This window comes from Desertivirga brevis (assembly GCF_017355835.1).
In genome coordinates, this window is the sequence record NZ_JAFEWF010000001.1 from 995,102 (window position 1) to 1,021,884 (window position 26,783).

Genomic DNA, 26,783 nt, shown 5'->3' on the forward strand with positions numbered 1-26,783 from the left:
GCAAGAATAACAAGACTAATGCAAGACGTTATAAAAATGTATGACATGAATCATTTTAATTTGAAGGAAATCCATTGATGTTTGAATTGTACTTAATTGATAATCAACAATGAAACCAACAATTTTAAACTCGATTGTAAAGGCAACAGTTGCCGCTGAGTTAACCTTATTAGCAATAGCATTGTACGCTGTATTCGAAGTAGTATTCGTTCGCTAGAGGCTGGTTAAATTTGGAGGGTGTTAACAAGGCTAATTTGCTCTCACAGAGGTAGCTTTTCAGCACCCTTTTTCACGTACTGAACCTATAATGGAAGCATCCTCCCTTTTTCAAGACTGCTTATGAATGATTTATTTCAATTGCTTCAATGCCTCTTCAACATCCTTTACCGGTAACAAACAACTTTTGTTCCTGCAAACATAGATCTTAGTATCTTTATTGAACTTATCCTCTAATAATGGAAGTTCTCCTGCCAGGCCTCCCATAATAATTTTATTAGGAATAAAGTGCTGTTCTATTTCCTTTCTCTTTTTTTCGAATTCCTCTCCAGTAACAGCTATTTCGAAAAATTCGTATGCTTCATTAAACAATAAAATTGCCCAGTTAGAATAGGCAGACGGGTACGCCTTAAGTGAAGGAAAGACGCTCGCCAACATCTGTAAGGATTGGTCGATAAAAGGCTGATGATCGAAGAAATGACCCAGTTTGTACAGGTTTAAAGCCATCGCCGAATTAGAAGCAGGAATAACGTTGTCCATTATTTCGTGCTTACGCGCTATTAACTCCTCACCGGTTTGCGCCGTGTAGTATAACATTCCTGTCCCAGGATCATAAAAATTAGTCAGAACATAGTTAGTCAAACGTAAAGCATCCTTTAGCCAAATCTCGTCGAAGGTCACTTCGTACAAGCCGATGAAAGCGTCGACAACAAAGGCATAGTCGTCCAGAAAAGCAATTGGAGGCGTACCTTTCAATTCCTCTGTGTACAGCCTTTGTAGCTGACCTTTCTCTCCCATGAGGTTTTTTTTAATAAAAGATGCGTTCCTGAATGCCAGGTCCAGAAATTGTCGATCACTAAAAGCTTTATAAGCGTCTGTAAGCCCTTTGAGCATTAATCCATTCCAGCTTGCCATGATCTTATTGTCGAGCCCCGGTCGGACTCTCTTTCCCCTGTACTCAAACAACTGATTCCTAGCCTTCTCAACCCAGGATTGAAGCTCCGTAAGAGGCAGTCCCTTAGACTGAGCAAATTCACTGTCACTTACTTTTCTTCTTAGTACATTCGTTTTCTCCTCCTCCCAATTACCCTTTTGAGTGATATCAAAATATTCGCAGATAAGTGGAGATTCTTCGCCTAATATTCCTTCAATCTCTGATAGGGTAAAAGAATAATATTTACCTTCTACGCCTTCACTATCTGCATCAAGGGCAGAGTAAAAGCCACCGTTGGGAGCAACCATTTCTCTCTGTAACCAACTGACAATTTCATACACGGTCGTCTTATATAAGTCCCGTTTAAAAAACTGATAAGCTTCTGAATAAAGACTCAGCAGCTGACCGTTGTCATAGAGCATCTTTTCGAAATGGGGAATATGCCAGTAGCGATCTACTGAATAGCGTGAGAACCCACCGCCTATCTGGTCAAAGATTCCTCCTAAAGCCATCTTATCCAGAGTTTTCTCCAAAGCCTGTATCGCTATCGGCTCTTGGGTGAAGTAAGCATAACGAATCAGAAACTGCCAATTATTCGGCATCGGGAACTTAGGATATCGGTTATACCCCCCATCTTCGAAGTCAAATGAGGGTTTCAGCACCTTGAATAGTTCATCAAGATCTTCAGGAGTGTAGGTAATTTCATCATCTGAAAGATTTAAGATTTCTGCCTCCTTGATCCCTGACGTTAATTGTTCTGCATATTTAAAAGCTTCCCCAGGTTTCTCCTTCCAAAATTCCACCAAATTAAGCAATACGCTTTTCCAATTATCTTTAGGGTAGTAAGTACCTCCATAAATTGGACGCTGATCAGGAAGGCATACCACGTTCATAGGCCATCCTCCTCTGCCGGAAATCAATTGAACTGCAGTCATGTATATCTGATCAATGTCGGGTCGCTCCTCCCGGTCCACTTTGATAGAAACAAAATGTTCGTTCATTATTGCCGCCACTTCAGGGTCTTCAAAGCTTTCGTGCTCCATAACGTGGCACCAATGACATGCCGAATAGCCCACGCTCACTATAATTAACTTATTCTCCCGTCTGGCCTTTTGAAGAGCTTCCATTCCCCAGGGATACCAGTCCACAGGATTATTAGCATGTTGTAGCAAGTAGGGTGAGGTTTCACTGAATAGTCTATTTGGCATAATGTTGTTTCTGAATCCTCTGAATAACTTCTTTAAAATCTCTTTTGTTGAAAATATTGTAAGAGAATGGGGAAATATGTTCAAACACCTTATTTAAAACCGATTGATTAACTTGATGTTAAACAAGTATTAATACCTGCAGGATTTACAGGTATATAAACTTAATAATTATGAAAAAAGACAATAAAAAGGGCCTGCTTAAAAAAGCTAAACGGACTCTGCGAGGAGAAATAGAAAATAAAGTTAACGAACAGGTTAAGGGTATAATAAGTCAGCTAGGTTATGATTCCAAAAAGCTTACTAAAGCAATAGATAAAAATGCGAAACAACTGGCTAAAAAGCTTGCTGACATTATAGGGGATAATGAAAAAACCGTAGCCGGCGTTGATGATAAAGCCAAAAGAGCGCTAGAGGTTAAGGAGCCAGCGAAAGAGAATAATACCCCAGAGTTCAGCTCGCCCCAACCAATTCCACTGGCTGAGACGACTGATAATGAAAATAAAAAGCCTGTGGTTCCCAGCGAACGTCAAGACCCTCCTAGCGCATTAGATATTGCAGAAAGGCAAGCTCACTCTTAATGAAATTTGAGCACCTCGACTATTACCTAAGCGAGGGTGCTTCAGCCTCAAGCTTCGCTGCAAGAGATAGAAATAAATTTATGGCTTTTTTCTTTGGCTCAGTTAGAGGATAATCGATACGGTGCATTAAATAGTCCTCCAGATCAAAGTCCGGTAGCACAGGAAGATCTGCGATAACTTCCTTTCTATGATCTAGTCCATAGGCCAGCGCCTCATTGAACTTCTTGATAAACTCTTGAGAAACAGGCTTGTTTGCCGCCCAAACAGCAAAAGCAAAAGGGAGGCTTGTAAACCGTATCCACTCCTCGGCCAGATCATAGACAAAAGGATATTGATCCTGTCTTCCGAAAGTACGGTCCCCTATTTCAACAAAAGCATCCGCTTCTCCTTCTACTATTTCAGGACTAAATTTCCAGTAGTGTTTTAGCAATACTCTTGCTAATGCATTTGAGGTTCTTGATTGCTTATCAAGCCTCAGCGTTTGTATTTCCTCTATCGGTTTATCACTGAAGATGAAAACAGAATTTACAGCAGCTATTGCACCAATACAATAATCAGAAATAATAGTATAGGATGGGATTTTTAACAACGCTGCTACGGGCACCAGGCCGATATCAGCTTTATTTTCAATTAACTTAAGGGCACAATCTGCAGGAATATCCAGACTTAAATCAATCTCATTGATAATTCCGGAGTGATTTAAGCCATAAATAAAAGGTTTAGAATTTGTATAAGAGACCGCTGAAACTCTAATCTTGCTCAATGTACTTTAAATGGTCTGTGTTATTAAATTCAAGGATCTCAAACTTCTCCCCATCATATTTCAACTTATATAAGGTGGTGTTTTGATGTGGAAAACGGTCCATTTCATATAGAGGATGATTCATCAACAGGCAAAGAAAAAGCCTCATAGCCCTTCCATGCATGCAAACAAGGATATTCTTTACATCATCTTCCCTTTCGATCAGCTTCTCGAAAACTTTAAGTTGACGCTTATGAACTTCCATAGGGCTCTCCCCCTTGTCAATTTTCAAATGCAGTTCGCCGGCATTCCAGCCCTTTACCATATTGTCGAAAATCGCTTTTATATCCTCGGTAGCTTCCTGACCTTCATAAATACCCCATGCAAGCTCATCTAGTCCCTCATACTGAGTCCAGGGAATCCCTGCATCAATAAATTTCTTAACAGTTTGATGAGTCCGTTTTAGCGTAGAAGTATAAAGTTTATCAAATGGTACGTCTTTATATTTTTCGTAAAAAGCTTCTGCTTGTCTGCGACCAGTATCGTTTAAATCCGTGTCAACTCCCCGTCCCTGCATCACACCTAGCTTGTTCAGGTCCGTCTCACCGTGACGGATGATATATATGTATTTCTCCATTATTGTCTCCTGTCATGACGAGAGCTTGTATTTCCCTTATCCCACAGCGGGAATCATGACCTTTCATATTTGAATTTAAATCTGACTAATTAATATATAGTAGAGCTACTAGTTGACCACTGGTAACTTGTAGAAACGAGCTTTTGGCTCCTCATCAAACTGGAAATCTTTGTAATCGGTAATTACGTTATACAAAGTATCCCTTTCAATTGGAAGGCGTCCAACTTGCTTTATCAGATCCACCAGTTCTTTTGTACTCATTGCCGGAGTTTGTTCTTCTGCTCCAGCCATAGAGTAAATCTTAGTGGTATCGTCTAAAGTACCATCGATATCATCAACACCAAAATTCAAGGAAAGTTGGGCTGTACTTCTGCTTATCATTGCCCAATATGCCTTTATATGGTCAAAATTGTCCATATAGATACGGGCAATAGCATAATTACGAAGATCCTCTATAACTGAAACTTCCGGCACATGTGACATTTGATTGTTCTCATGTCGGAATTTCAATGGAATAAAAGTTTGGAAACCTCCTGTCCTGTCCTGAAGCTGACGCAGTTGCTCCATATGGTCTACCCGATGCCAGAACTGTTCGATATGTCCATAAAGCATTGTCGCATTAGAACGCATTCCCAGTTTATGCCATTCCTCATGAATAGCCAACCATTGCTCTCCTGTACATTTATCTTTAGCTATCTGCTCTCTTATCTCAGGATGGAATATCTCTGCACCTCCTCCCGGAATTGAATCTAATCCAGCTTCCTTCATCAACCTCATTCCTGTAGCATAATCAATCTTAGCTTTTTTGAAGATGTAGTGATATTCCACGGGAGTAAGGGCTTTAATATGAAGTTCAGGGCGATGCTCACGAATTCTTCTATATAGCTCAGAGTAAAAAGGAACATCATATTGAGGAAGGACCCCTCCAACAATATGCACCTCTGTAACTGGCTGACCGTCGTACTTTTTCACAACATCGAGCATCTCCTCCATGGTGAACTCCCAACCCTCCTCTCGCTGCTTAATTAAGCGTGAGTAAGAACAGAATTTACAGTCGTATACACAAAGGTTCGTCGGTTCAATATGGAAGTTACGATTAAAGTAAGTTTTATCTCCATGTCGTTTTTCCCTTATGAAATTCGCTAACACACCTAAATATCCAAGTTCCGCTTTTTCATAAAGTAAAACTCCTTCATCAAAACTGATACGCTCTCCCGCGGCTACTTTTTGAGCAATATTTCTCAAATCCTCACCTAAATCTGTGTCTGAAAGAAGAGTGCTTAAATTGTGTTCTGCATCCATCATCGCAAAAATACAAATTAGGGTCACTTTATTGATCATTAAGTTGTAACAATCAACTATTTCAGACAGGCTCTTTCAGGGAAAACTAACGATTAGTGCTTTTGTAAATTTGCGTCAACCTGCCCGTTCTGAACTTAGGGTGCCAGTTCCAACTGACTACTTAACAAATATGCTCCGCTTATAACAACTTCCTTTGCCCCTTCAAGGCCGGATGTGATGATAATTTGATTTTCATCCTCCTGTCCGGTTGTCACCTTTTTAGCTTCGAATGTTTCTTTTCCTGTTTTTACCCAAACTGTAGCTCCTTTTTCATCTCGCACTACCGCGTCTACCGGAAGTGCGATTGCATTGGTAATATGCGAAGTTGGAAGTGAAACAGTAGCCCTCATACCTGGTTGAAAACCTCCCGAGTTTCTAATATTAATACGAACTTTCAATAGCTGACTAGAAGATTCCAGCGCAGGTGATATAAAATTTATACGCGCAGCCTGTTCTGGTTGGCCTTCTATAGAAACTTTTACAGCTGTACCTTCCTTTAGCCCGGCTGCCTCTTCCGGGTATACATCAGCTTCTACCCACAATGAATTCAGATTTTCAAGTCGTAATACCGAAGAACCCTCCGCTACGTATTGACCTTCTGTAAGAGATATTTCCTGTACTACTCCTGAGGCCTTAGCATAAACTGTTACGAGAGGTGGTAGCTTGGCATTGGCTTCAAGACGGTTAATCTGAGCCTGACTATAGCCAAAAAGACGTAGTTTATTTTTCGCGGCCTCCTTCAACGTTGCATAAATCTTTTCATTAGGAAAGGCTTTTATTTGCCTGATTTGTAGAAGATAATCTTGCTGTAGAGTCTGAAGTTCTTCACTGTAGATCTGAAAAAGGGGCTGGCCCTCAGCTACAGATAAACCGGTTTCTTTAACAAACAATTTTTCAATCCTTCCGGGAAATCGACTTGTCACAATTTCCGTTGCTTCTGGATTCGATACCACCCTTCCATTGAGCAGTTTGGAAGTAGTGAAATTGCCAGCATTCACAGCTATGGTTTTCACATTTGCTAACTGTATCTGACTTTCGCTCAGCACAAGTTGTGTTTTAACCGCAGTAGTTGACATAGGCACCAGATCCATACCACAAATAGGACAGCTTCCCGGCTCGTCTTTAATTATCTGTGGGTGCATAGGACAGGTATATTTAGAGTGCCCGGTATTCTTCTCATCCTTATGATCCTGGCAAGACTCCAGCATGAACGTCGAAAGGACTGTTCCGAGAATAAATATGAATAGAAAAAGAGGTCTCATTATAATTTTTCTGGTTTAATAAAACTTTCAGGATCAACCAGGAACCAGGCGTTTTCTGCGAATTCAGTTTGAGGATCATGGCTATCCCCGATATCTACTGCATCTTCAGTCACCGATTTTACGTTAACATATACTGGCACAAATTGCCCTCCTTTTCTGGCAAATGCTACATGCCGGGTTCCTAAACTAATAACCGCAGTTCTTGGCAGCCAGGTTCCAATCTGCCTGGTATTTTCAACAGTTACATCAATCAACTCTCCAACCCTCCAGGCTTTGCTGGAATTATCAATCGTAGCCCGGGCGAGAATATACTTTGTTCCCTCCTGATAAAAAGGCTGAATAAGCTTAACGGTGGTACGTTGTGACCTTGCTTTTTGATCCCTTGACTCAACTCTTATCGCCGCCCCTCGTTTTACCCCCTTTAAGTGATCAGGGCTTATAAAAAATTCTGCCCAAAGGTTTTCTGCACTTACCAATGTAAAAAGCTTTTGCCCCACAGTTACATACTGACCTTCTTTAATTGTGATCGCTGTTAGAGACGTTGTACTGGCGACCGATGGTACCGCTCCGGAAGCCGCAGGGCTACCCCCCATTCCTCCCATGGTAGATCCGGAAGTTTCCGACGATATGCTTGTTCCTCCTGTGCTTGTAGAAACCGAACTTGATGTTGAGCCTGGAATTTCTGCAAGGTATCCTGAGAAGGGACTAAAAACAGGGATTGTATAATCAACCTTTCCTGTTCTTAGAACTCTAGTGATCTGCTGTTCACTCACTCCTAGAAGACGAAGTTTTCTTTTTGCTGCTTCCAGCAACTCGGCCTCCCCGTTGCCTTTCAGAAAAAGGAGTTCTTGTTCTGCAGCAGCCAGGTCGGGACTGTATATTTCCAGGATCTTCTGCCCTTTTTTCACCGGCTGAAAATTGTATTTTAAATATAATCGCTCAATTCTGCCACTAACTCTTGAGGAAATTGCCCTGAAACTATTTGTGTTATAGTTAATCACCCCGTTTAATTTAAGCTCTGCGAATTTCGATGTTCTTTCAGCCTTTACTGCCTTGATACTACCGGAAGTCAGATTGGAAGTATCCTTCAAGATAGCTCCAAGAGTATCACTGTGCTGCTGCGATCTCTGAACAGGAACCAAATCCATTTTACAGATTGGACAAGAACCAGGGGCGTCCTTAACTATGTCGGGGTGCATGGGGCAGGTGTAGGTCTGCGCTCCTTCTGCTTTTTTCTCCGCTTGTCGACACCCAACAACTATCATAGCAAGAAAAAGGAAAATCAGGGAAGCCTTATCTTTCAATAATCTTTTCATATTCTGCTATCATCTGATAAAACTTCTGCAACTGATCCAAATAATTCATCTGCGCCATATTCTGCGCCTCCCAATTATCAATCACCATATTCAAATCACCCTTATTCTCCTGGTAAGAAAGCATTGCCGTTTTTAAAGCTTTATTTAGCGTTGGAAGGATTTTATTTTCGTAGTTACCCAGTTGTTTCTGCATGGTGAGGAGTTCATTTTCCATGCCTCTGGCCATTCCTAGCATTTCGATAAGCATTGCATGCTTTTGCTGCTGCATCGCTGTCTTTTGATAGCTCATGGATTTCACTTCCGACTTATACATCTTTGACGACCAGGGAGCAATAGGTATAGAAATCATTGCCATAGCCGTGAACTGAGTAGGCATCATAGCAGCATAATTGTCCATATGATCAAACCTTAACCTAAAGTCAGGTTTCGCCTCCTGTTTCATCGCTTTGATATTAGCTTGCATGGAGTGGATATCATGTTGCATATGAAGAACATCACTTCTTGTCTCAGAAAAATAAGTTGTATCCAGATTAGCCACAGGGTTAAAGGCAACTGTCTGGTTAGAATCTACAGGTAAGTGTGCATTAGGATTCCTGTTCATCAAAGTATTCAAGGTTATCCTTTTAGATCTGATCTCCCCTTCGGTCATAATCAACATATTCTCAGCTTCATAAGTCCTTCCTTCTGCTTTGAAGATTTGATTCAAGCTACCTTGATTAAAAGGGTACCGGATCTCAGCAAGCTTCTTCATATTTTGCATGATCTGCTGATTTTCCTTTTGAAATCTGTACTTCTTTGTAGCGATCAAAAGTTCAAAAAATGTCCGGCGAGCAGTTGTTCGCAGCTCGTTAAACCTGATATTTTTCTCAAAGAAGTATGTTTGAGAGAGGGTCTTCTGATATTCTTTCTTCGCCTTTGTTTTAGCGGGGTAAGGAATGTCCTGTTCGGCAGAAATCATGAAGGCACCCTTATCTCCTTCTTCTATCATTCCTTGTCCCGGATAAGGGGACATAAATGTTCCCGCTCCAACCATCGGTGCCATCCAGGCGCCTGCACCTTCCACTTTTGCTTCCTGACTCTTAATAAGGTTATCGTAGGATTTCAAAGAAGGATTATTAAGCTCAATCTCCCTTAGTATCTCCTGTAACGTTAAGGGCTTTTGAGCAAAGGAAACAGAGCCTAGCAATAACACTAAAGCGGCGGTGAGCAATTTTTTCGAAGGCTGCATACTAATATTAATGCTTAACATCATACACCTCCAATCTGCCGAACTTTTTCAGCTCGTACTCTTTAGTCATCAGAAAAATCAATGGTGTTACCAGCAATATATGTGTGGAAGATGTTAGCACCCCGCCGATCATAGGCAACACGATAGGTTGCATCACATCGCTTCCTACCCCTGTAGACCATAACACGGGGATCAATCCAAACAGAGCTACGCAAACAGTCATGATTTTGGGTCTCAGTCTTTTTGCAGCACCGTTTATTACATATTCTTTCAAGTCTTCTTTAGTAATTGTTTCTGCTGAATTGCCCTTCAACTCAACCAGCTGACGCATTGCATCATTAAGGTAGATCACCATCACCACACCGGTTTCCACAGCAATTCCAAAGAGAGCGATAAAGCCTACTGCTACTGCAACAGAAAGATTAACTCCCCAGAAATAAACCAGGTATGCTCCTCCAATTAAAGCAAAAGGTATGGTAATCAAACTTAGAAAGGCTTCGCGAACCGACTTAAAGGCCAGGTAAAGGGAAAGGAAAATAATGATCACAACAACCGGCAGGATGTACAGAAGGGTCTTTTGTCCGCGGATCATGTTTTCATACTGCCCGCTCCATTCCACAAAATAACCATTCGGTAACTTCAACTGTCTATTTATAGTACTGATAGCTTCCTGAACAGTAGTTCCCAGATCCCGCTCACGCACATTAAACATAACGGCCCCGCGAAGAATAGCATTTTCCGAGCTGATCATAGGAGGACCATTAACAAAAGCAATATCGGCAACAGCCGAAAGAGGAATGGTTCCTGCATCCGGAGAAGTCAGAGGAATGCGCTTAAGCCTCTCCAGGCTGTTCCTGAATTCCTGACCAAGGCGCAAATGAATATTAAAGCGCTGCCTGCCCTCTATGGTATTTGCAAAAGGAGTTCCACCAATAGCAGTTTCAACCAAAGCATTTACATCATCTACAGACAAACCATACCGCTCCAGCTGATCTCTTTTAATATTGACCTCCAAATATTTGCCGCCGGTGACAGGCTCAACATAAAGATCTTTAACTCCGTTTACTCCCTTCAACAATGACTGAACCTGCTGAGAAACGGAATCGATCATATTCAAATCCTGACCGTAGACTTTAACTCCCACGTCGGTCCGGATTCCTGTAGACAACATATTAATACGGTTAATAATCGGTTGGGTCCAGCCATTGACCACGCCGGGAATCTGAAGCTTCTGATCTAACTCGTTAATAATATCTTTCTTAGTGATACCCGCCCTCCATTCAGATTTCGGTTTAAGGGCAATGATCGTTTCGATCATGCTTACCGGTGAGTTATCTGTTGCTGTGTTAGCCCGTCCCGCTTTGCCAAGAACTTTATCAACTTCAGGGACAGACTTTATTATCTTATCCTGCACCTGTAGGATCCTCTTAATTTCAGAGTTTGAAACATCTGGAAGAGTAACAGGCATAAACAAAACTGACTGTTCATCCAGAGGCGGCATAAATTCCCGTCCTAGACTTAACATCAGAGGGATACTAACCAGCAAGGCCAGAATGTTTACACCCAAGGTAGTTTTCCGATGGCGTATACAAGCCTTGATCACCGGTTCGTAGATCCTTTCAAGCCATCTGTTTATGGGGTGCTCATGTTCAGACCTGAACCTTCCCTTCATAAAGAAGGAAATAAGTACAGGGGCCAGCGTAACAACCAACAAGGCATCTATCACAAGAATGAACGTTTTGGTGTAAGCCAAAGGGTGAAAAAGCTTTCCTTCTTGTCCCGTAAGTAGGAAGACAGGGAGAAATGATGTAATAATAATAACAGTTGAATAGAACACTCCCCGCGAAACCTGTTGACAAGCCTTCTCAATAATACTTAAACGCTCCTCATTCGAAAGCTTTACGTAACTATCGTCTTGTCTTTTCCTCCCAAAGTATTTGCTGAATTTCTTAAGCATTTTCAGTTCCTTTCTTCCTTAAAGCAGTAAGCTCTGCTTGCCTGATCGCCAAATTCTTATAAGCATTCTCAGCCATAATGATTCCGTTATCTACTATTACCCCTATTGCAAGCGCGATACCAGTAAGAGACATAATATTAGAGGATATGTCGAAGGCATTTAATACGATAAAACTTGCAGCAATGGTAATTGGGATTTGAATAATAATACTCACTGCGCTTCTCCAGTGAAAAAGAAACACGATCACAATGAGAGACACCACTATCATCTCTTCTATTAAAGTGTGTTTGATTGAGGAGATAGATTCCTCTATTAATTCTCCCCTATCGTAAACAATATTGAACTTCATTCCCTCGGGTAATCCCTTACTTACCTCACTCATTTTTGCTTTCACCTTCCGGATCACTTCATCTGCATTTTCTCCGTATCGAAGTACTACTATTCCTCCAACCGTCTCCCCTTCTCCGTTATAGTCAAAAATTCCCAGCCGGCTTTCACCTGACATCTGAACTGTAGCCACATCTTTAATCCTTACAGGTATGGAAGCCTGAGTACGAACTGCAAGGTTCTCCATTTCCTGAATTGATTTAAGATAGCCGGTGGTCTTGATGATGTACCCGATACCACTCATTTCAAATTTCCGTCCGCCAGCCTCATTGTTATTTGATTTGATACTTTGCATAACCTCCGCAAGGGATACTTTATAGTACAGAAGTTTGTTAGGATCTACATTGATCTGGTACTGTTTCTGAAAACCTCCAAACGAAGCTATTTCACTTACTCCTGGTACATTTTGAAGCGCGAACTTAATATACCAATCCTGAATAGCCCGTTGTTCTCCCAGATCCATTCCCTGGGCCTCCAGAGTATACCAAAGCACATGGCCTACCCCTGTTCCATCCGGGCCCATTGTAGGAGTAACACCTTCAGGAAGCGAATTACCGACCGTGCTCAGTCGCTCCAGCACGCGCGACCGTGCCCAATAAACATCAACATTATCCTCAAAAATGATATAGATAAAGCTCATTCCAAACATAGAATTAGCTCTTACATATTTAACCTTAGGAATTCCCTGCAGATTAGTTACCAATGGATAGGTAATCTGGTCCTCAATAATCTGAGGACTTCTACCCATCCATTCGGTAAATACAATTACCTGATTTTCTGAGAGGTCAGGTATTGCATCTATCTTGCTGCTTTTGACGGAATAAATGCCATAGGCAAATACTCCGGCAGCAAATAGCAGTACAAGAAACCTGTTCCTCAATGAGAAGGAAATCAGTTTTTCTACCATGTTGACTTTATTTATGGGTCTCAGTACTGTTCTCTTTGGCAACAAGATCCATTTTGCACTTAGGACATGTACTGCCTGGCTTGTCGCTGACTACTTCAGGGTGCATCGGACAAGTATATGTTCCTGCTGTTTGAGCACCCGTAGTATCTGCCACTGTTTCGGTTGCACTGTCTGCAGTGGCTTTCTCTGAAGACGTTCCGGCAGAATTACATGCAGCAAAAAATAACGTGACTGCTGATGCTAAGATTAGAATTGACTTTTTCATTGTTTGAGTTTTTATGATTGATAATTATTGATGTTGCAAAAACGAGCTCTTATTTCTTGCCTTCATGTGATCTTTCGTACTGACAGCACTCAGGAAGATTCTTAAACACCTTGTTCTCGGCCTTAAACTTTTCTGTATCATAACCAGCGGCTGCAATGTTCTTTTGAATGGATTCAAGAGAAGTAATTTTGTTATCGTACGCCACCTTAGCCATCTTCGTCTCTTCATTCCAAACCAGAGACTTTACTCCTGCCATCTTAGATGCAGTTTCAATTTTCTTCTTACACATTGAACAAACGCCAGACACTTTAAATGTTTCAGTTTTCAGCTGAGCATAACCAGAAGTAAAGATCGTGGTCAAAAAAGCCACGAGAAATAATGTAATTGATTTCATTTTATTTGAGATATACGACAAGAATAACCTAGCCAGTATTGGAGCCGTGCTTTTCCTAATATTCTTTCTTATGTTAAATAAGTACTGCTATTCCACGGGAAAGGGAAAGTAGCATGAGAAAGCCTGATGAGGACTTTTTATAGATGGGTTAAATACGAAAGTTACAATTGCGGATAAAGACAGGTACATTGCCTGTCCCCGGAGGTGCATTTGAAAAAGGATGCTCGGGAATTATACTCAGAGCAACAGGCTGGCGGTCTACCAAAAAGCCTGAAAATAATAAATCAATGGATGAAGCCTTTAGCAAAAAATGGTGATCAGAAGCTTTGTAAGAACTCTCAATTTTGAATTGCTTCTCAGATGTTTTGCAACAATCCTCAGTTGCCCCGACGTTCATGCCGCACTTATCACATTTTTCGGATTTCTCAGAAGCTAGCTCCCATTCAACCAATCTCCCCATGCAGTAGTGGAACTGCATAGTTGCACCTGAGGATACTCCCAGATAAAAGATTGCTAATATGGTAACTAATACTTTTTTCAATGTCCTATTGTAAACGAAATCTTTTCGATTGAAGTTCAACGAAGATGAGCAAAAATAAGAAGAAGGTTTTATAGAATTTTATGAAAAGTTTATAGATTATTAAAATACAAGGAAAAATATCCCGGGATAAAAGATCCACCAAGATATTTCCCATAGTCTTTCACTTAACAATGCTTGCCCCGGTTATTAGAGAAAATAGATTCAGCGTAAAGGATACTTCCATCGGCTTTATTAAAACATTGAGTCATATTTCCCTGAAATTCAAATCCCATTCCATTTAACAGATTATAAATACCATTAAACAACAGCTGGCCCTTGTACAGTTCTTTAAAGGAAGTTTCTATGATGATCAACTCGGCTTGTTGAATCGTATTCATACCGCCTTTTATTACCCTATCTTCGAAACCCTGAACATCTATCTTAACCAAGAACTTTCCAAGATCGCCAAGTTCTGAAACAACATCATCAAGACGCCTTACCTTGATTGTTTCTTTCCCTGAATAGTCGGTACCTGCAAATACATCTTTATGTAGCTGAGCCATATCCAGCAAAGATGAACTTGGAGTATGCTTGCTAACATTAATTTCAACATGACAATCCTCTTCTCCTAAAGCAAAATTGTAGGCTGAAACATTTTTTGTTGCCGTTTTTGTGGCTAATACCTGGTAGCAATTAGAAAGAGGCTCAAAAGAGATGATACGGGCTTTGGGAAGGATGGCATTAATTTTAGTTGCGAATTGCCCAACATTAGCACCGATGTCAAGTACAGTTTCAATGTCCCGTTCCTGAAGCCATTTAAAATTTTCTGGTTTTGCCAATTTTACACTCAAGCCTAAGGAATAAAGCGAGCGCTGGATTAGTTTTAGCATAAGAAAAGGTAGATTTGGTTAATAATTTGTTTCCGGTTAGTTAAGCTGTTGACGGTTAGTTATCAGCACGTATAAATGTAATTAACCTACTGATCGGCATATTGTTTAAAAAAATTGAACAATTATTTCGGCTACATATCTCAGTACCTAATAAAAATTATTATTCCAGAACCTATATATTAAACTCTCCGTACAAATCCTCATCTGCAATATTTTATGAGAAAAAGACGTGTGTTGTTAGCAGCTTTTATAGCATTTTTGGGTAACTTAAAAGCATTCCCCCCCTCCTATAATCTTCCAGCTGAAAAGACTTCTGAAACCAAAAAGGTTATGCTCGAGGTAGTTTCAGGACCAGTCCACAAAGAGTTAGTGCTTAGCTTTACAGAAACAAGTAGTGCTTCGACAATAACCATCACCGATCTGAAAGGATCCAAGGTACTATCTCAATCTTTGGAAGCTGGCGCTAGCAAGGCCACCATCCATGTTGCTAAACTAGCTTCAGGAACTTATTTCGTGGTACTTACGAACTTGGAAGGAAGAAATTCAAAACTTTTTGTAAAGCAGTAGGTAATCGCAAACGGACCATTCTAATCCTATAAAGGATCCCTAAGAGATAGAAACACCTGTCCCTTCGGACCGCGCGATTTCTAAAAGGTTTTACAAGTGGATTAACTACGACAGTGGTCGCAATGCGACCTATTTCTGTCCTATTAGCTATTGCCACGGGTTTGCGACAGGATTAGCACCGGTATTGCACCCGTTTGAACGGGCTTTTAACCGTTCACTATCTGGTAAAAGACTGTTTGCATCACCTTCACGCGAGTCCCTTCAAATTCGTACTCCATTTAATCTCTTTCCTATAAGAAAACATTATAAAAATTGGGACATGAATTGCCTTAATATTTATACAATTTTGATTTTCGGTTCTTTATTAAAAATCCCGCTCCTTGTCCATTCCCTACCAATACAATAGATTTAACATAAACTTTTTGAAGATTTAAAAAGGTCCCATAGTGTCTGGGAAAATACGGGTAGAAGACATCATAATTTCAAGTATTTTCCGCGGTTTGGCATTTTTGGTCCCGTGATTGTAAGAAGAGGTCAAATTGATAAAATCAGTAAGATGGAAGGACAATATTTAAATTCTCCAACGAATAATCAAAACCTTGATTCAAACGGTATCCCCAATTTTCAGGAAGGGAGCAAAGAGAAAATAGTCATTCCAGTAGTTGAAGAGCAACTCAGGATAGAAAAACAGGTGATAGAAACAGGGAAAGTTACTGTCAGTAAAAAAGTAAACGAATACACGGAAAGTATTGATATACCTGTAACGAACGAAGAAGTTGACGTAAACAGAATTGAAATCAATCAATATGTAAATGAAGCGCCTCCTGCAGTAAGACAGGAAGGCAACAAAACTATAATTCCTATACTGAAAGAGGTCTTAGTTGTAGAGAAAAAACTATTACTTGTTGAAGAGGTACACATTACAAGAAAGCAAGTAAAAACCTCCACCACCCGTCAGGAAACCCTGAAGAAGGAAGAAATGGTGATCAGTCGAACAGAAACTGAACCGGATCATAATAAATCAAATTAACATTTACCAAAAATTTGAAAAACATGTCAAAAACAGTAATTGGAATCTTCGACAGCGCAAGGGATGCGCAAGAAGCAGTAAGCCGTTTAAGTTCGGCAGGAATTGATCGTGATAGAGTTGATGTTGCAAATCGGGCCGACACAAGCACGAGCGTTGACAGAAATGATGACAATGACACTAGCTTCGGAGATAGCATCAGTAGCTTCTTCAGCAACTTGTTCGGAGATGATGACGATGCCAAGAAGTATTCAGAAGTAGCAAAGCGTGGTTATACTATAACTGTTCACGCTAATACTACTGATGAAGCAGATAGAGCAGCAGAGATCCTTGATAATACAGGAGCTATTGATGTAGATGAAAGAGCTACCCAAATAAGCAGTGGACACTATAATAGTACTTCTGATTATAACACTTCGCATCATAGCAACCTAGTAGGCGATAGAGATATTAATATCACTGACCGTGACCGGGACTTGGATATCACTAACCGCTCTATTCCAGTAATTGAAGAAAATCTGGAAGTAGGTAAACGGGAAGTACAAAGTGGCGGTGCACGTTTGCATAGCAGGATAGTTGAAAGACCGGTTGAAGAACACATTCGTTTACGCTCTGAAAGAGTAAATGTAGAACGTACTCCTGTTAACCGTGAAGCTACATCAGCAGATTTTGATACCTTCAAAGAAGGCACCATCGAACTTACTGAACGTCAAGAAGTACCGATAGTTAATAAGGAAGCTCGTGTTGTTGAAGAAGTTTCGCTAAACAAACAAATTGAAGAGACCGAAGAAACAATCAGAGATACCGTAAGAAAAACCGAAATAGATGTAGAGAACTTAAGTGACGACGAAATCCGCCGTCGCCGCGATTCTTCCTCATACAACGACACATCCTATAACAGGGATGATAACAGAACTATCTAAAAATAAAACGGCGGGACCATTAAGTTCCGCCGTTTTATTTTTAAGCTTCGACCAGATCCATACAACCACTTCGATGATATTGAAGTGCATCATAAAGCGCCTGGCAAGCCACATAATCTTCCTTTGCCTCCAAAACCTTAAGTGTTTTTTCAACTAATTCTATCCTTCCGTTACTAATATCGGTATCAGCCCCTATCCTGAAAACGATATAATGCTTTGTGTTACGTAAATCCTTTTTCATTCTTAACTCATCAGACCCCTACTCCGGGCAATTCAAGATAAGAATATAATGTTAACTAATCAACATTTTTTTAATTTAATCAAACAAATAAAAGAAATATTTGTAGCGGCCATCCATTTAAAAAAGAAGAAATTTTTATTCTTTAAACCTTATTTTAAGGTATATTAGAGAGCCTAAGACCAACCCTCGTACTATTTAAATAAGCAGAAAAAACGACCTAATCTTCCTATTTTCAAGCCTTTCAATTTTTTTTTCTTAATTTTTTAACCAGCAAGCGCTTTTTGTATCAACTGAAGCCCAAGTTCGGAATACTGAAGCTGTAAAGCCTCCTGCCTACCCGGTTCACTCATTTTATTCCATGTTTTCTGAATAATTCTGATCAGCTTAGCCTCGTCGTGCTTAAGTATAAAGTCGGCAAATTGATATTGGAGAAATACCAGGCATAATCCGTTCTCAATTGTCTGAACTTCCGGATCCAATTTAATTTGTTGCTTTGTGATAATCTTTCTAACCCGTTCGATATCTTCCTGAATGTAACCCGCCTGTTCCATTAACTCTCCGGCCTTTTGGGCGTGATACTTACCTAAGTTCGAACGCCAGTTCAAGTATCCGGCTTTGTTCATTGGGTAAGAGTCTCTCGGAATCTCCCAACGACCAATATGCTGGCTCCTTGACGCTAATTTCAAAACCTCACTAGCTTCAGGTTCAAGTTTCAAAACCCATTCGTAAAGCTTCACTGCGTAGAAGTATTCCGCCGGAATGATTTCTCCATCCCATGTAACCCGGGTAGGATCTTGCTTGTTATATGAATCGAAGAGTTCAAGTGCAATTTCAAGTTTATCTTTTATCATCTGTTTGTATATAATTCTCCAATCTAACCACTTAAATAAATAACAATAATACTTATAAAAATACTTTTTTATCTTTGTGCAATTTATTTTCCCCCTCCAAAACCAGTATAAAGGCTTTTTCTCTTAAAAAAATTAAGATTAAAAGAACAATAATGAGAAATGTGTGTAATAACGCCAACGTTTTGGACTTGATTTTGCAGTAAACAATTAAAAAGAAGAGGCTTGCTATGGTCTTTTTTTTACCTATAAATGCTTTAACAGCGAGAGCTAAAATAAGATAATGACAACAAAAAGTGATAATTCTTCAAAAGGTCCTGATGTAGTTTTGATCGGGGCTGGTATTATGAGTGCTACACTTGGTGTAATGCTTAAAGAACTCGAGCCTAATATTACTATTGAAATTTATGAAAGGCTGGATGTAGCGGCGGCTGAAAGTTCAGATGCCTGGAATAACGCAGGAACTGGACACGCAGCTTTTTGTGAATTAAATTACACTCCTGAGCTAGAAAATGGTAGCGTAAATATTTCAAAGGCCGTTAAGGTTGCTGAATCATTTGAAGAGTCCAGACAATTCTGGTCATACCTTGTTGAAAAAGGGTTCCTCGACAAACCCGAATCATTTATTAAATCAATTCCTCATATCAGCTTCGTTTGGGGAGATAATAATGTTAACTTCCTCAGAAAAAGACATCAGGCGCTTACACAGAACCCTTTATTCAAAGGCATGGAGTTCGCGGAAGACAAAGAAACCTTACAAAATTGGATGCCTCTGGTGATGGAAGGTCGCGACACTTCTCAGAAGGTGGCTGGAACGAAGATGGATATTGGGACTGACGTAAATTTCGGTGCCCTTACACGATGTATGTTTGGTCAGTTGAAGCAAATGCCAGGGGTAAAAATGTATTTTGCTGAAGAAGTTGATAGTCTTAAGCAAGACAAAAGCGGTCGCTGGAATATAACGATGAAAAATCTTAAAACTGGCGGCAAGAAGAAAGTGTCTTCAAAGTTTGTTTTTATTGGCGCGGGAGGAGGCTCATTACCACTTTTAATTAAATCAGGAATTCCTGAAGGAAAAGGATACGGAGGATTCCCGGTAAGTGGTCAATGGTTAAAGTGTACTAATCCTGAAATCATTGCGAAACACGAAGCAAAAGTTTACGGAAAAGCAGCGGTGGGTTCGCCTCCTATGTCTGTACCGCATCTCGATTCAAGAATGATAGGCGGAAAGAAAGCTCTTCTTTTCGGCCCTTACGCTGGCTTTACCACAAAATTCCTAAAAAACGGTTCCATACTTGACCTTTTCAAATCGGTAAAGATCAGTAATATCAAGCCAATGTTGGCTGCTGGCATTGACAATATTCCATTGACAAAGTATTTGATCGACCAGGTAAAACAAAGTCCCGAAGAAAGACTGGAAGCATTGAAAGAATACTTTCCAAATGCAAGAATGGAAGATTGGGAACTTGAAATTGCGGGACAACGTGTACAGGTGATCAAGAAAGATGAAAAAAAGGGCGGAGTCCTGGAGTTCGGTACAGAAGTGGTAAGTGCTGCTGATGGTTCAATTGCCGCACTACTGGGTGCATCTCCTGGGGCTTCTACTACAGTTTCTATTATGCTTAACCTTCTTGGTCGCTGCTTTAAAGAAAAAATGAAGACTGCAGAGTGGCAGGCAAAAATAAAAGAAATGGTACCTTCACATGGAATTCCACTAAGCACAAACGCTGAACTTTGTTATCAGATAAGGAACAAAACAGCAGAAACGCTGAAGTTGACAAAACAAGAAGAAGTTACAGTATAAACAAAGAAGGGCGCCTAAATAGCGCCCTTCTTTGTTTATATCATCTAGTTATCACACAAACTGTTTTTACATCTTTACCGGAACCTCTATCCCTAATAGGTTCATTGCCTTTCTGATCACCGCGGCAGTAGCCGAAGAAAGCGATAAACGGAAGTTCTTCAATTGTTGATCCTCAACCTTCAATATAGACTCTTCATGGTAGAACTTGTTATAAAGCTTTGCTAAGTCAAACGCATAATTCGCGATTTGGGCCGGACTATGTTCTTTAGCAGCAATTTCCAAAGTTTCCATAAATTTGTCCAAAGCGAGTATTAATTCCCGTTCTGTTTGTGTAAGGGTCTCTATTCCTGAAAATGTAAACCCTTCACTATTCGCTTTACTTATTACCGAACAAATACGGGCGTGGGTATATTGAATGAAAGGACCTGTGTGCCCCTGAAAATCAATGGATTCATTAGGATCAAACAATAGACGTTTTTTAGGCTCCACTTTCAACAAGAAATATTTCAAAGCGCCCAGTCCAATCATCCTGTATAATTTTTCCTTCTCTTCCTCCGAAAAATCCTCAACCTTCCCTAACTCTTCTGTACGCTGTTTTGCGGTATCGATCATCTCCTGAATTAGGTCGTCAGCATCAACCACTGTACCTTCCCTTGACTTCATCTTACCAGAAGGCAGGTCAACCATGCCATATGATAAATGATAAAGTCCTTTCGCCCAAGATTTTCCTAGTTTTTGAAGAATAAGGAACAATACTTTGAAATGGTAATCCTGCTCGTTCCCTACTACATATATTGATTCATCCACCCCGAAGTCTTTGTATTTTAGCTCTGCGGTACCCAAATCTTGGGTTATATACACGGAGGTCCCATCTCCTCTAAGCACCAGCTTCTCATCCAACCCATCGGCAGTTAAATCTATCCAGACCGAGTTATCCTCCTTCTTAAAGAAAACTCCTTTTTCAAGACCTTCGTCTATAATATCCTTGCCCAGAAGGTAGGTATCCGACTCGTAATAATACTTGTCAAAGCTAACTCCCAACTTGTTGTACGTTACATCAAAACCAGCATACACCCAAGAGTTCATGGTTTTCCATAATGAGATAATCTCCTCATCACCAGCCTCCCACTTCTGCAACATAGATTGGGCTTCTTTTATTAAAGGGGCGTTTTTCTTTGCCTCATCTTCTGTTTGCCCTTGAGCTTTTAGCTCATCTATTTGTTTTTTGTATTCTTTATCGAAAATAACGTAGTAGTTTCCAACCAGCTTATCTCCCTTCAAACCACTGCTTTCCGGCGTTTCGCCGTTCCCAAACTTTTGCCAGGCAAGCATGGATTTACAGATATGTATACCACGATCATTTACCAGATTTGCTTTCACAACCTCGTAGCCGGAAGCTGCAAGGATCTCAGAAACGGAATAACCTAAAAGATTGTTGCGGATGTGACCAAGGTGGAGAGGTTTATTAGTGTTTGGAGAAGAATACTCCACCATCACCTTCTTTCCATTCGATGAGATTTGACCAAAATCATCTTTAGATATCTTGGTAGTAAAGGCATTCAACAAGAAGGCATCAGTTAATGAAATATTCAAAAATCCTTTAATAACATTGAAACCGGATACTTGGCTTAAATTACCTACTAAATATTCACCTATTTCTGTTCCTGTTTGTTCGGGTGACTTTTTTGATACTCTGGTTAATGGGAACGTCACTACAGTTACCTCGCCCTGAAACTCCTTTCGGGTTTCCTGCAGATTAATATCTGATTCTTTAAGATCTGCGTTATATAAAGCTTTTACAGCTTCGAGAGTGCCTTTTACTATAAAATCCATTGGTGACAAAGTTAGCTTTTTAAATTAATAGGCGGTAAAAGATGATAGAATCTTCGCTTACCTGTTCATTTCTGCTATTCACCGAGAATGACCAAGTTCTAACCTAATTCTAGTACCGGTAAGACAGCATGCGGATTAATTTTGAGAAAAAAACGATGGAAAATAATATTTCAAATAAAGCAAAGGGCTCAAGAGTAAAAGTTACAATGGGAATAGTTCTTGTCGTCTTCGGGGCTTTAATGTTTGGAGATAACTTCGGTTTGGCAGTGCCTTCCTGGCTTACCAGCTGGCCGGTATTATTAATTTTAACAGGGATTGTTGCCGGAATAAAACATCAGTTCAAGAAACCTGGTGCATTGGTCCTTATTCTAACCGGCACCGTATTCCTGATAGACAAACTGCTACCTGGGTTTGAATTTCATGAATTGGTATTTCCGTTATTAGTAACCAGTTTGGGTATTTTTTTAATACTAAAAAGAAACGAACAAGCAGACCTAAAGCACTGCCACCAATTTGGCGGGTATAAGGATTTCAAAGACCCACATAAATAAGGTTTAAGCCTGAAATGGCAGGAGGGGTAAATATAATATTGCTCCTGCCACTAGGTAAAACCGATTTAGGTAACATTCATTCCATCTTATGACCAGCCTTCTCCTTGTTTTGCCTTTCCTGCTTTAATAAAGTCTTCAGCTTTGGCCTTACTCAGGATGGCAGACATATTATTACCTTCACTGTCTTTTCCTATTGCGATATATTTTCCCGACTTTACGTTTATCACAGGATCAATCATAGGAACATTTTTAGTTTTTGTTTTCACCGAATACGCAGTGATACCGCTTGTTTCTTCTTTCTTATCTTTAGCCATAAATTTACGTTAACTTTACTCTGGTAAAGTATTAAAGCGTTTTTTTGTTTTAACCCACCTGGAAAAGTGATTTCTCATAAATTATCCTATGAGGAAATTGGTCGGGAAAGATTCCTACGATTTGACAGGAATTATTGATTCACGTAATGAGATTTTCGGTCAAAAACAAGAGTGGTTCTAAAACAAAATGACATATTATTTTATTTTAACCGTAAGGAAATTGAATTAACAAAACAAAATATATAAGCGAGGTAGGACTTGCTTGTTGAAAACACTGTAATTACTGTAAATCATCTATATGAAATCATCTTTAAGGGTGGAGTCCATCCAGGCTTTACGGGCGATGGCCGTAGTCTTGGTTGTCTACGTACATATTGTAGATTCTTCCACTTTCACAAATCCTCAACAGAAGAATTTCTTTTATCTCGAAAATTGGGGAGCAATTGGCCTTGATCTCTTTTTTGTAATTAGCGGTTTTATCATGACTGTAATTACACCAAACTACGTCAAAACCAGGAATTGGAAGGATTTTTTATTAAAAAGAGCTTTAAGGATCATTCCTATCTATTGGCTTCTATCTATCTTCTCCTATGTAGTCTCAACAGTCCGCGGTTCCTCATTTACATTCGAGAAGATTATTAAAACTTTACTTTTCTTACCGGTTTTCGACACCTCTGAATTCGTATTTCCCATTATCCCAGTTGGCTGGTCTCTTTCACTTGAAATGTATTTTTACTTTGTAATTGCCGGGCTTCTCGTATTTGCCAATAAAAAAATATATAGAAATCTTCTCGTCATTCTATTCACCTTGCCGGTTATTGGCTTTTTTATTAAACCAGAGCAAGCCTTCTATAAGTTTTTATTCTCTCCTCTCCTACTCGAGTTTGCGCTAGGGATTGTAAGTGGACTGATCTTTCGCCACATCAGTTCAACAGCTAGTTCAAGCAACAACCGGAGGCTTCGATGGTGGGCGGCTACAGGAACGGCACTCGGCTTAGCTCTTATGATCACAACCCTGTTCACCGGGTACTCTAACGTTGCTGATGCGAGTGTTGTATCAGAAAATATAGAAAAGGCTTTTCTACGTACTTTGATCTGGGGATTACCCTCTGCCATATTTCTTACGGGTGTTGTTCTAATAGAAAATCTCTTCAATATAAAGTGTCCTGGAATATTTGTTAAGCTGGGCGATGCCTCCTACTCGTGTTATTTACTTCACACTACCATTCTAATTCCTGTAGCTATGAAAATTTTCAAATTAACTGGGTTTGGAAATGGAGATGTTTACATTTTTTTCAGTCTGGTCTTTGTACTTACAGGAAGTCTGTTCTTTTATCAGTTTGGAGAGAAAAAGCTTAACATTTTTATTTACGACCGCTATCTTGTAAAGAGAAAACAGGCAAGTATTGCAGAAGGAGCCAGGCCAAAATTACTGGTCACCCGGGTAGCTTCCCGGTTGCGCCGTCCATTTAAAACTACTGATAACCCATTAGTTTAATGTGGAGGCCATCAATTTGAGAGTTCACTTTTAGTTGGCATGCGAGGCGACTTGATGCATTTGCATCAGGCCTCGTGTCTAATGTTATCAGTTCAGCTTCTTCAGGCTCCGGTAAATTATCGCCGCCATTAACAATCTTACAGTGGCAATCGGCGCATAGTGCCATACCGCCACAAGTAGCACGCATATCATATTCAAAAGTTTTAAGTGTTTCCATTAAATTCTGTTCTGTTGCTGCTGTGATCTCCAGCAGCCGAACAGCTCCTTCCCGGTCTTCGACTGTTATTTTTATCATAATTAAAAAGCATTAACTCCATAAACAGTGGTATACTTGAAACTTAGTTTCTGGTCGGGATAGATGTATTTAAAGGCGCTTTGGGCCATCAATGCGGCCTCATGAAACCCACAGAGGATCAACTTTAGCTTACCTGGATAAGTATTAATATCTCCAATAGCGTAGATCCCATCTACGTTAGTGGAATAGTCGAAAGTGTTTACCTCGATAGCTGATTTATCGATGCGGAGACCCCATTCGGCAATGGGTCCAAGCTTAGGAGTAAGACCGAATAAGGGTATGAAGTAATCAGCATCAGTGATAAGCTTTTCATCATTTTTATCTGTAATTATTACCCCTTTTAAGGTTTCGTCGCCCACCAGGGAGCTCACCTGAGCCCGAAGAATTAGATTTATACGCCCCAATTTTGCTAGTTCAAATACTTTTTCAGCAGAATCTGGAGCACCCCGAAAAGTATCACCCCGGTGAACCAACGTTACTTCTTCTGCCACATCCGCCAGGAAGTTCGTCCAATCTAACGCAGAATCTCCTCCGCCAGAAATCACTATTTTCTTATTCCTGAATAGTTCAGGGTTCTTCACCATGTATGCAACGCCGCGTCCCTCAAACAACTCAAGATTATCGATCACTGGCTTTCTCGGTTCAAAACATCCCAATCCGCCGGCAATCACTACTGCCTTTGCCTCTACTACAGTATTATCTGATGTTCTTATAATAAAAGTCCCATCGGGCAATCTTTGCAGTTCATCGACCCTCTCCCCCAATGTAAAGCCAGGATTAAAGGGCGCGACCTGCTCCATCAGGTTGTCAACCAATTCCTGTGCATTTACAACAGGATAGCCAGGGATATCATAAATTGGTTTTTGTGGATAGATCTCGGACAATTGACCACCTACCTGGGGTAGCACATCTATAAGATGGCACCGCATTTTTAATAATCCGGCTTCGAATACCGCGAATAGCCCTACCGGTCCAGCGCCTATAATGCAAATGTCTGTAATGATATGTCCCATAATTATTTGCTTTTTGATGAAGCAAATGTTGGAACAATGAGGCCCTAAAGCAAATGATTAAAATTTATGCAGAATTACTTTAAGTTATAATGAGTTAGACAAAATCGTTTAAAAAGCTCTACGAGAGAACTAACATTTCCCTGGGAATGAATAAATTGAAAATCTCTTGAAATCTCCAGTCCCTTAACATCTATTATGGTTAATTCGTTATACTTAAGCTCTTTTGCAATGGTTTGAATAGACAAAAAAGCTGCCGCATCCGAATGCAGAAGATATTGCTTGATGGAGGTAGAGTTCTCAATCCTCACTTCAACATCAAGGTCTCTGGGATTCAATCCAATAGCAATTAATGCATTATTAATTACTTCCAATGTTCCAGAGCCCTGTTCCCGCTTAATTAAAGGAATTTCCAAAAGCTGCCGGGGAATGATCTCTGTAAGTTTCGCAAGCTTACTTCCACTTCTGACAACGAGAACTATCTCATCTTTGATAAAATTAGAATAAGCCAATTGAGGAAAATGGGAGCTACCTTCAACAAGTGCTATATCTAACTTCTCATCAATGATCTTATGAGAAATAGCATCTGTATTCCCTTCAGTAAAGGTAAAAGAGACTGCAGGATATGATTTTTTAAACAACGCCAATAGCTGAGGTAGAATGGCTTGGGCAATAGTGGTACTTGCTCCTATTCTCAGGGTGCCGCCAACCACATTATTAAGTTGAGCTAGTTCGGTGTCGAGGGCAGCATAAATATCAAAAACCTTCTCTGCATACCTCAATAAGAGCTCCCCGGCATTTGTAAGACTAACAGAATTTCCATTCCTCTTAAAGAGTCTTTGCCCTGTTTGATGTTCCAGCTCGCGAATGTGTTTAGTGACAGCAGGCTGTGTAATAAAAAGTTCTGATGCTGCTTTTGTAAAACTCAGCTTGGTTGCTACCGTGTAAAAAACTTTGAGTCGGAAATCGAAGATCATAACAAGATAAAGGCTAATTAATTACAACTTATCGACTTTCCGCATGCGCAGTAAAATCAACAGAATAAACACCAGTACTCCTACCAATATTTTTAGATATAGCATAATCCTTT

27 protein-coding genes are annotated in these 26,783 nt (G+C 40.2%); 7 read left to right on the top strand and 20 right to left on the bottom strand.

The window, feature by feature from the left end; genetic code table 11:
• Window positions 1–348 precede the first annotated feature (348 nt).
• Window positions 349–2,358, bottom strand: coding sequence for a thioredoxin domain-containing protein (locus J4N25_RS04415; protein ID WP_207420933.1), 2,010 nt, complete (start codon window positions 2,356–2,358; stop codon window positions 349–351).
• A 170-nt stretch (window positions 2,359–2,528) separates the two neighbouring features.
• Here J4N25_RS04415 and J4N25_RS04420 point away from each other — a divergent pair, with 170 nt between their 5' ends.
• The gene (locus J4N25_RS04420) at window positions 2,529–2,936 is read left to right on the top strand and encodes a hypothetical protein (RefSeq protein WP_207420934.1); all 408 of its coding nucleotides are present in this window, start codon (window positions 2,529–2,531) and stop codon (window positions 2,934–2,936) included.
• 22 nt (window positions 2,937–2,958) lie between these two features.
• On the opposite strand, the gene J4N25_RS04425 is transcribed toward J4N25_RS04420, so the two are convergent.
• The 12 genes from J4N25_RS04425 to J4N25_RS04480 all read right to left on the bottom strand — a co-directional run bounded on the left by J4N25_RS04425 (window position 2,959) and on the right by J4N25_RS04480 (window position 14,782).
• Entirely contained in the window at window positions 2,959–3,699 is a 741-nt protein-coding gene (locus J4N25_RS04425) for a menaquinone biosynthetic enzyme MqnA/MqnD family protein (RefSeq protein ID WP_207420935.1), read from the bottom strand.
• Window positions 3,686–4,315, bottom strand: a complete 630-nt coding sequence (locus tag J4N25_RS04430) for a histidine phosphatase family protein (protein ID WP_207420936.1) — start codon at window positions 4,313–4,315, stop codon at window positions 3,686–3,688. The genes J4N25_RS04425 and J4N25_RS04430 overlap by 14 nt, the downstream gene beginning before the upstream one ends.
• A 108-nt stretch (window positions 4,316–4,423) precedes the next feature.
• A complete protein-coding gene (gene mqnE / locus J4N25_RS04435) occupies window positions 4,424–5,617 on the bottom strand; it encodes an aminofutalosine synthase MqnE (RefSeq protein ID WP_207421622.1) in 1,194 nt (397 codons plus the stop codon).
• Window positions 5,618–5,751: 134 nt separating this feature from the next.
• Window positions 5,752–6,918 carry an efflux RND transporter periplasmic adaptor subunit gene (locus tag J4N25_RS04440; protein WP_207420937.1) on the bottom strand — a complete coding sequence of 389 codons (1,167 nt, stop codon included), beginning with the start codon at window positions 6,916–6,918 and terminating at the stop codon, window positions 5,752–5,754.
• Window positions 6,918–8,234 (bottom strand): heavy metal-binding domain-containing protein, encoded by a 1,317-nt coding sequence (locus J4N25_RS04445; RefSeq protein ID WP_207420938.1) that lies wholly within the window; start codon window positions 8,232–8,234, stop codon window positions 6,918–6,920. The genes J4N25_RS04440 and J4N25_RS04445 overlap by 1 nt, the downstream gene beginning before the upstream one ends.
• Window positions 8,212–9,462 carry a TolC family protein gene (locus J4N25_RS04450; RefSeq protein ID WP_242695773.1) on the bottom strand — a complete coding sequence of 417 codons (1,251 nt, stop codon included), beginning with the start codon at window positions 9,460–9,462 and terminating at the stop codon, window positions 8,212–8,214. The genes J4N25_RS04445 and J4N25_RS04450 overlap by 23 nt, the downstream gene beginning before the upstream one ends.
• Window positions 9,463–9,469: 7 nt before the next feature.
• Window positions 9,470–11,419, bottom strand: coding sequence for an efflux RND transporter permease subunit (locus J4N25_RS04455; RefSeq protein WP_207420939.1), 1,950 nt, complete (start codon window positions 11,417–11,419; stop codon window positions 9,470–9,472).
• On the bottom strand, window positions 11,412–12,713 hold the full coding sequence (locus tag J4N25_RS04460; protein ID WP_207420940.1) for an efflux RND transporter permease subunit: 1,302 nt from the start codon (window positions 12,711–12,713) through the stop codon (window positions 11,412–11,414). The genes J4N25_RS04455 and J4N25_RS04460 overlap by 8 nt, the downstream gene beginning before the upstream one ends.
• 7 nt (window positions 12,714–12,720) lie before the next feature.
• Window positions 12,721–12,978, bottom strand: a complete 258-nt coding sequence (locus tag J4N25_RS04465) for a heavy metal-binding domain-containing protein (protein ID WP_207420941.1) — start codon at window positions 12,976–12,978, stop codon at window positions 12,721–12,723.
• A 49-nt stretch (window positions 12,979–13,027) separates the two neighbouring features.
• Complete coding sequence (locus tag J4N25_RS04470; protein ID WP_207420942.1) at window positions 13,028–13,372, bottom strand: heavy-metal-associated domain-containing protein; 345 nt, start codon at window positions 13,370–13,372, stop codon at window positions 13,028–13,030.
• 148 nt (window positions 13,373–13,520) lie between these two features.
• On the bottom strand, window positions 13,521–13,913 hold the full coding sequence (locus J4N25_RS04475) for an HYC_CC_PP family protein (protein ID WP_207420943.1): 393 nt from the start codon (window positions 13,911–13,913) through the stop codon (window positions 13,521–13,523).
• Between the two features lie 164 nt (window positions 13,914–14,077).
• Entirely contained in the window at window positions 14,078–14,782 is a 705-nt protein-coding gene (locus tag J4N25_RS04480) for an FkbM family methyltransferase (protein WP_207420944.1), read from the bottom strand.
• 216 nt (window positions 14,783–14,998) lie between these two features.
• Between J4N25_RS04480 and J4N25_RS04485 the strand changes: the two genes are divergently transcribed.
• The 3 genes from J4N25_RS04485 to J4N25_RS04495 all read left to right on the top strand — a co-directional run bounded on the left by J4N25_RS04485 (window position 14,999) and on the right by J4N25_RS04495 (window position 17,299).
• On the top strand, window positions 14,999–15,349 hold the full coding sequence (locus J4N25_RS04485; RefSeq protein WP_207420945.1) for a T9SS type A sorting domain-containing protein: 351 nt from the start codon (window positions 14,999–15,001) through the stop codon (window positions 15,347–15,349).
• 556 nt (window positions 15,350–15,905) lie between these two features.
• Window positions 15,906–16,379, top strand: a complete 474-nt coding sequence (locus tag J4N25_RS04490; RefSeq protein ID WP_207420946.1) for a YsnF/AvaK domain-containing protein — start codon at window positions 15,906–15,908, stop codon at window positions 16,377–16,379.
• A gap of 23 nt (window positions 16,380–16,402) precedes the next feature.
• The gene (locus tag J4N25_RS04495; protein WP_207420947.1) at window positions 16,403–17,299 is read left to right on the top strand and encodes a YsnF/AvaK domain-containing protein; all 897 of its coding nucleotides are present in this window, start codon (window positions 16,403–16,405) and stop codon (window positions 17,297–17,299) included.
• Window positions 17,300–17,339: 40 nt separating this feature from the next.
• On the opposite strand, the gene J4N25_RS04500 is transcribed toward J4N25_RS04495, so the two are convergent.
• Together J4N25_RS04500 and J4N25_RS04505 are read right to left on the bottom strand one after the other, a co-directional pair.
• Window positions 17,340–17,540 (bottom strand): hypothetical protein, encoded by a 201-nt coding sequence (locus tag J4N25_RS04500; RefSeq protein ID WP_207420948.1) that lies wholly within the window; start codon window positions 17,538–17,540, stop codon window positions 17,340–17,342.
• Between the two features lie 263 nt (window positions 17,541–17,803).
• Window positions 17,804–18,391: a DUF4202 domain-containing protein gene (locus tag J4N25_RS04505; RefSeq protein WP_207420949.1), complete on the bottom strand. Its 588-nt coding sequence runs from the start codon at window positions 18,389–18,391 to the stop codon at window positions 17,804–17,806.
• 280 nt (window positions 18,392–18,671) lie between these two features.
• Here J4N25_RS04505 and J4N25_RS04510 point away from each other — a divergent pair, with 280 nt between their 5' ends.
• Entirely contained in the window at window positions 18,672–20,192 is a 1,521-nt protein-coding gene (locus J4N25_RS04510) for a malate:quinone oxidoreductase (RefSeq protein ID WP_207420950.1), read from the top strand.
• 66 nt (window positions 20,193–20,258) lie between these two features.
• Here J4N25_RS04510 and argS read toward each other — a convergent pair whose 3' ends face one another.
• Window positions 20,259–22,025: an arginine--tRNA ligase gene (gene argS, locus J4N25_RS04515; RefSeq protein WP_207420951.1), complete on the bottom strand. Its 1,767-nt coding sequence runs from the start codon at window positions 22,023–22,025 to the stop codon at window positions 20,259–20,261.
• 155 nt (window positions 22,026–22,180) lie between these two features.
• On the opposite strand from argS, the gene J4N25_RS04520 reads away from it, so the two are divergent.
• Window positions 22,181–22,576, top strand: a complete 396-nt coding sequence (locus J4N25_RS04520) for a LiaF transmembrane domain-containing protein (RefSeq protein WP_207420952.1) — start codon at window positions 22,181–22,183, stop codon at window positions 22,574–22,576.
• Between the two features lie 86 nt (window positions 22,577–22,662).
• Here the strand turns inward: J4N25_RS04520 and J4N25_RS04525 are convergent, their stop codons facing one another.
• On the bottom strand, window positions 22,663–22,890 hold the full coding sequence (locus tag J4N25_RS04525) for a hypothetical protein (RefSeq protein ID WP_207420953.1): 228 nt from the start codon (window positions 22,888–22,890) through the stop codon (window positions 22,663–22,665).
• Window positions 22,891–23,188: 298 nt separating this feature from the next.
• On the opposite strand from J4N25_RS04525, the gene J4N25_RS04530 reads away from it, so the two are divergent.
• Window positions 23,189–24,388 (top strand): acyltransferase family protein, encoded by a 1,200-nt coding sequence (locus J4N25_RS04530; RefSeq protein WP_207420954.1) that lies wholly within the window; start codon window positions 23,189–23,191, stop codon window positions 24,386–24,388.
• On the opposite strand, the gene J4N25_RS04535 is transcribed toward J4N25_RS04530, so the two are convergent.
• From J4N25_RS04535 to J4N25_RS04545, 3 genes are all read right to left on the bottom strand, one after another.
• On the bottom strand, window positions 24,366–24,683 hold the full coding sequence (locus J4N25_RS04535) for a 2Fe-2S iron-sulfur cluster-binding protein (protein ID WP_207420955.1): 318 nt from the start codon (window positions 24,681–24,683) through the stop codon (window positions 24,366–24,368). The genes J4N25_RS04530 and J4N25_RS04535 overlap by 23 nt on opposite strands.
• Window positions 24,684–24,685: 2 nt before the next feature.
• Window positions 24,686–25,696 (bottom strand): NAD(P)/FAD-dependent oxidoreductase, encoded by a 1,011-nt coding sequence (locus J4N25_RS04540; protein WP_207420956.1) that lies wholly within the window; start codon window positions 25,694–25,696, stop codon window positions 24,686–24,688.
• Window positions 25,697–25,770: 74 nt separating this feature from the next.
• On the bottom strand, window positions 25,771–26,670 hold the full coding sequence (locus J4N25_RS04545) for a LysR substrate-binding domain-containing protein (RefSeq protein ID WP_207420957.1): 900 nt from the start codon (window positions 26,668–26,670) through the stop codon (window positions 25,771–25,773).
• Window positions 26,671–26,783 lie beyond the last annotated feature (113 nt).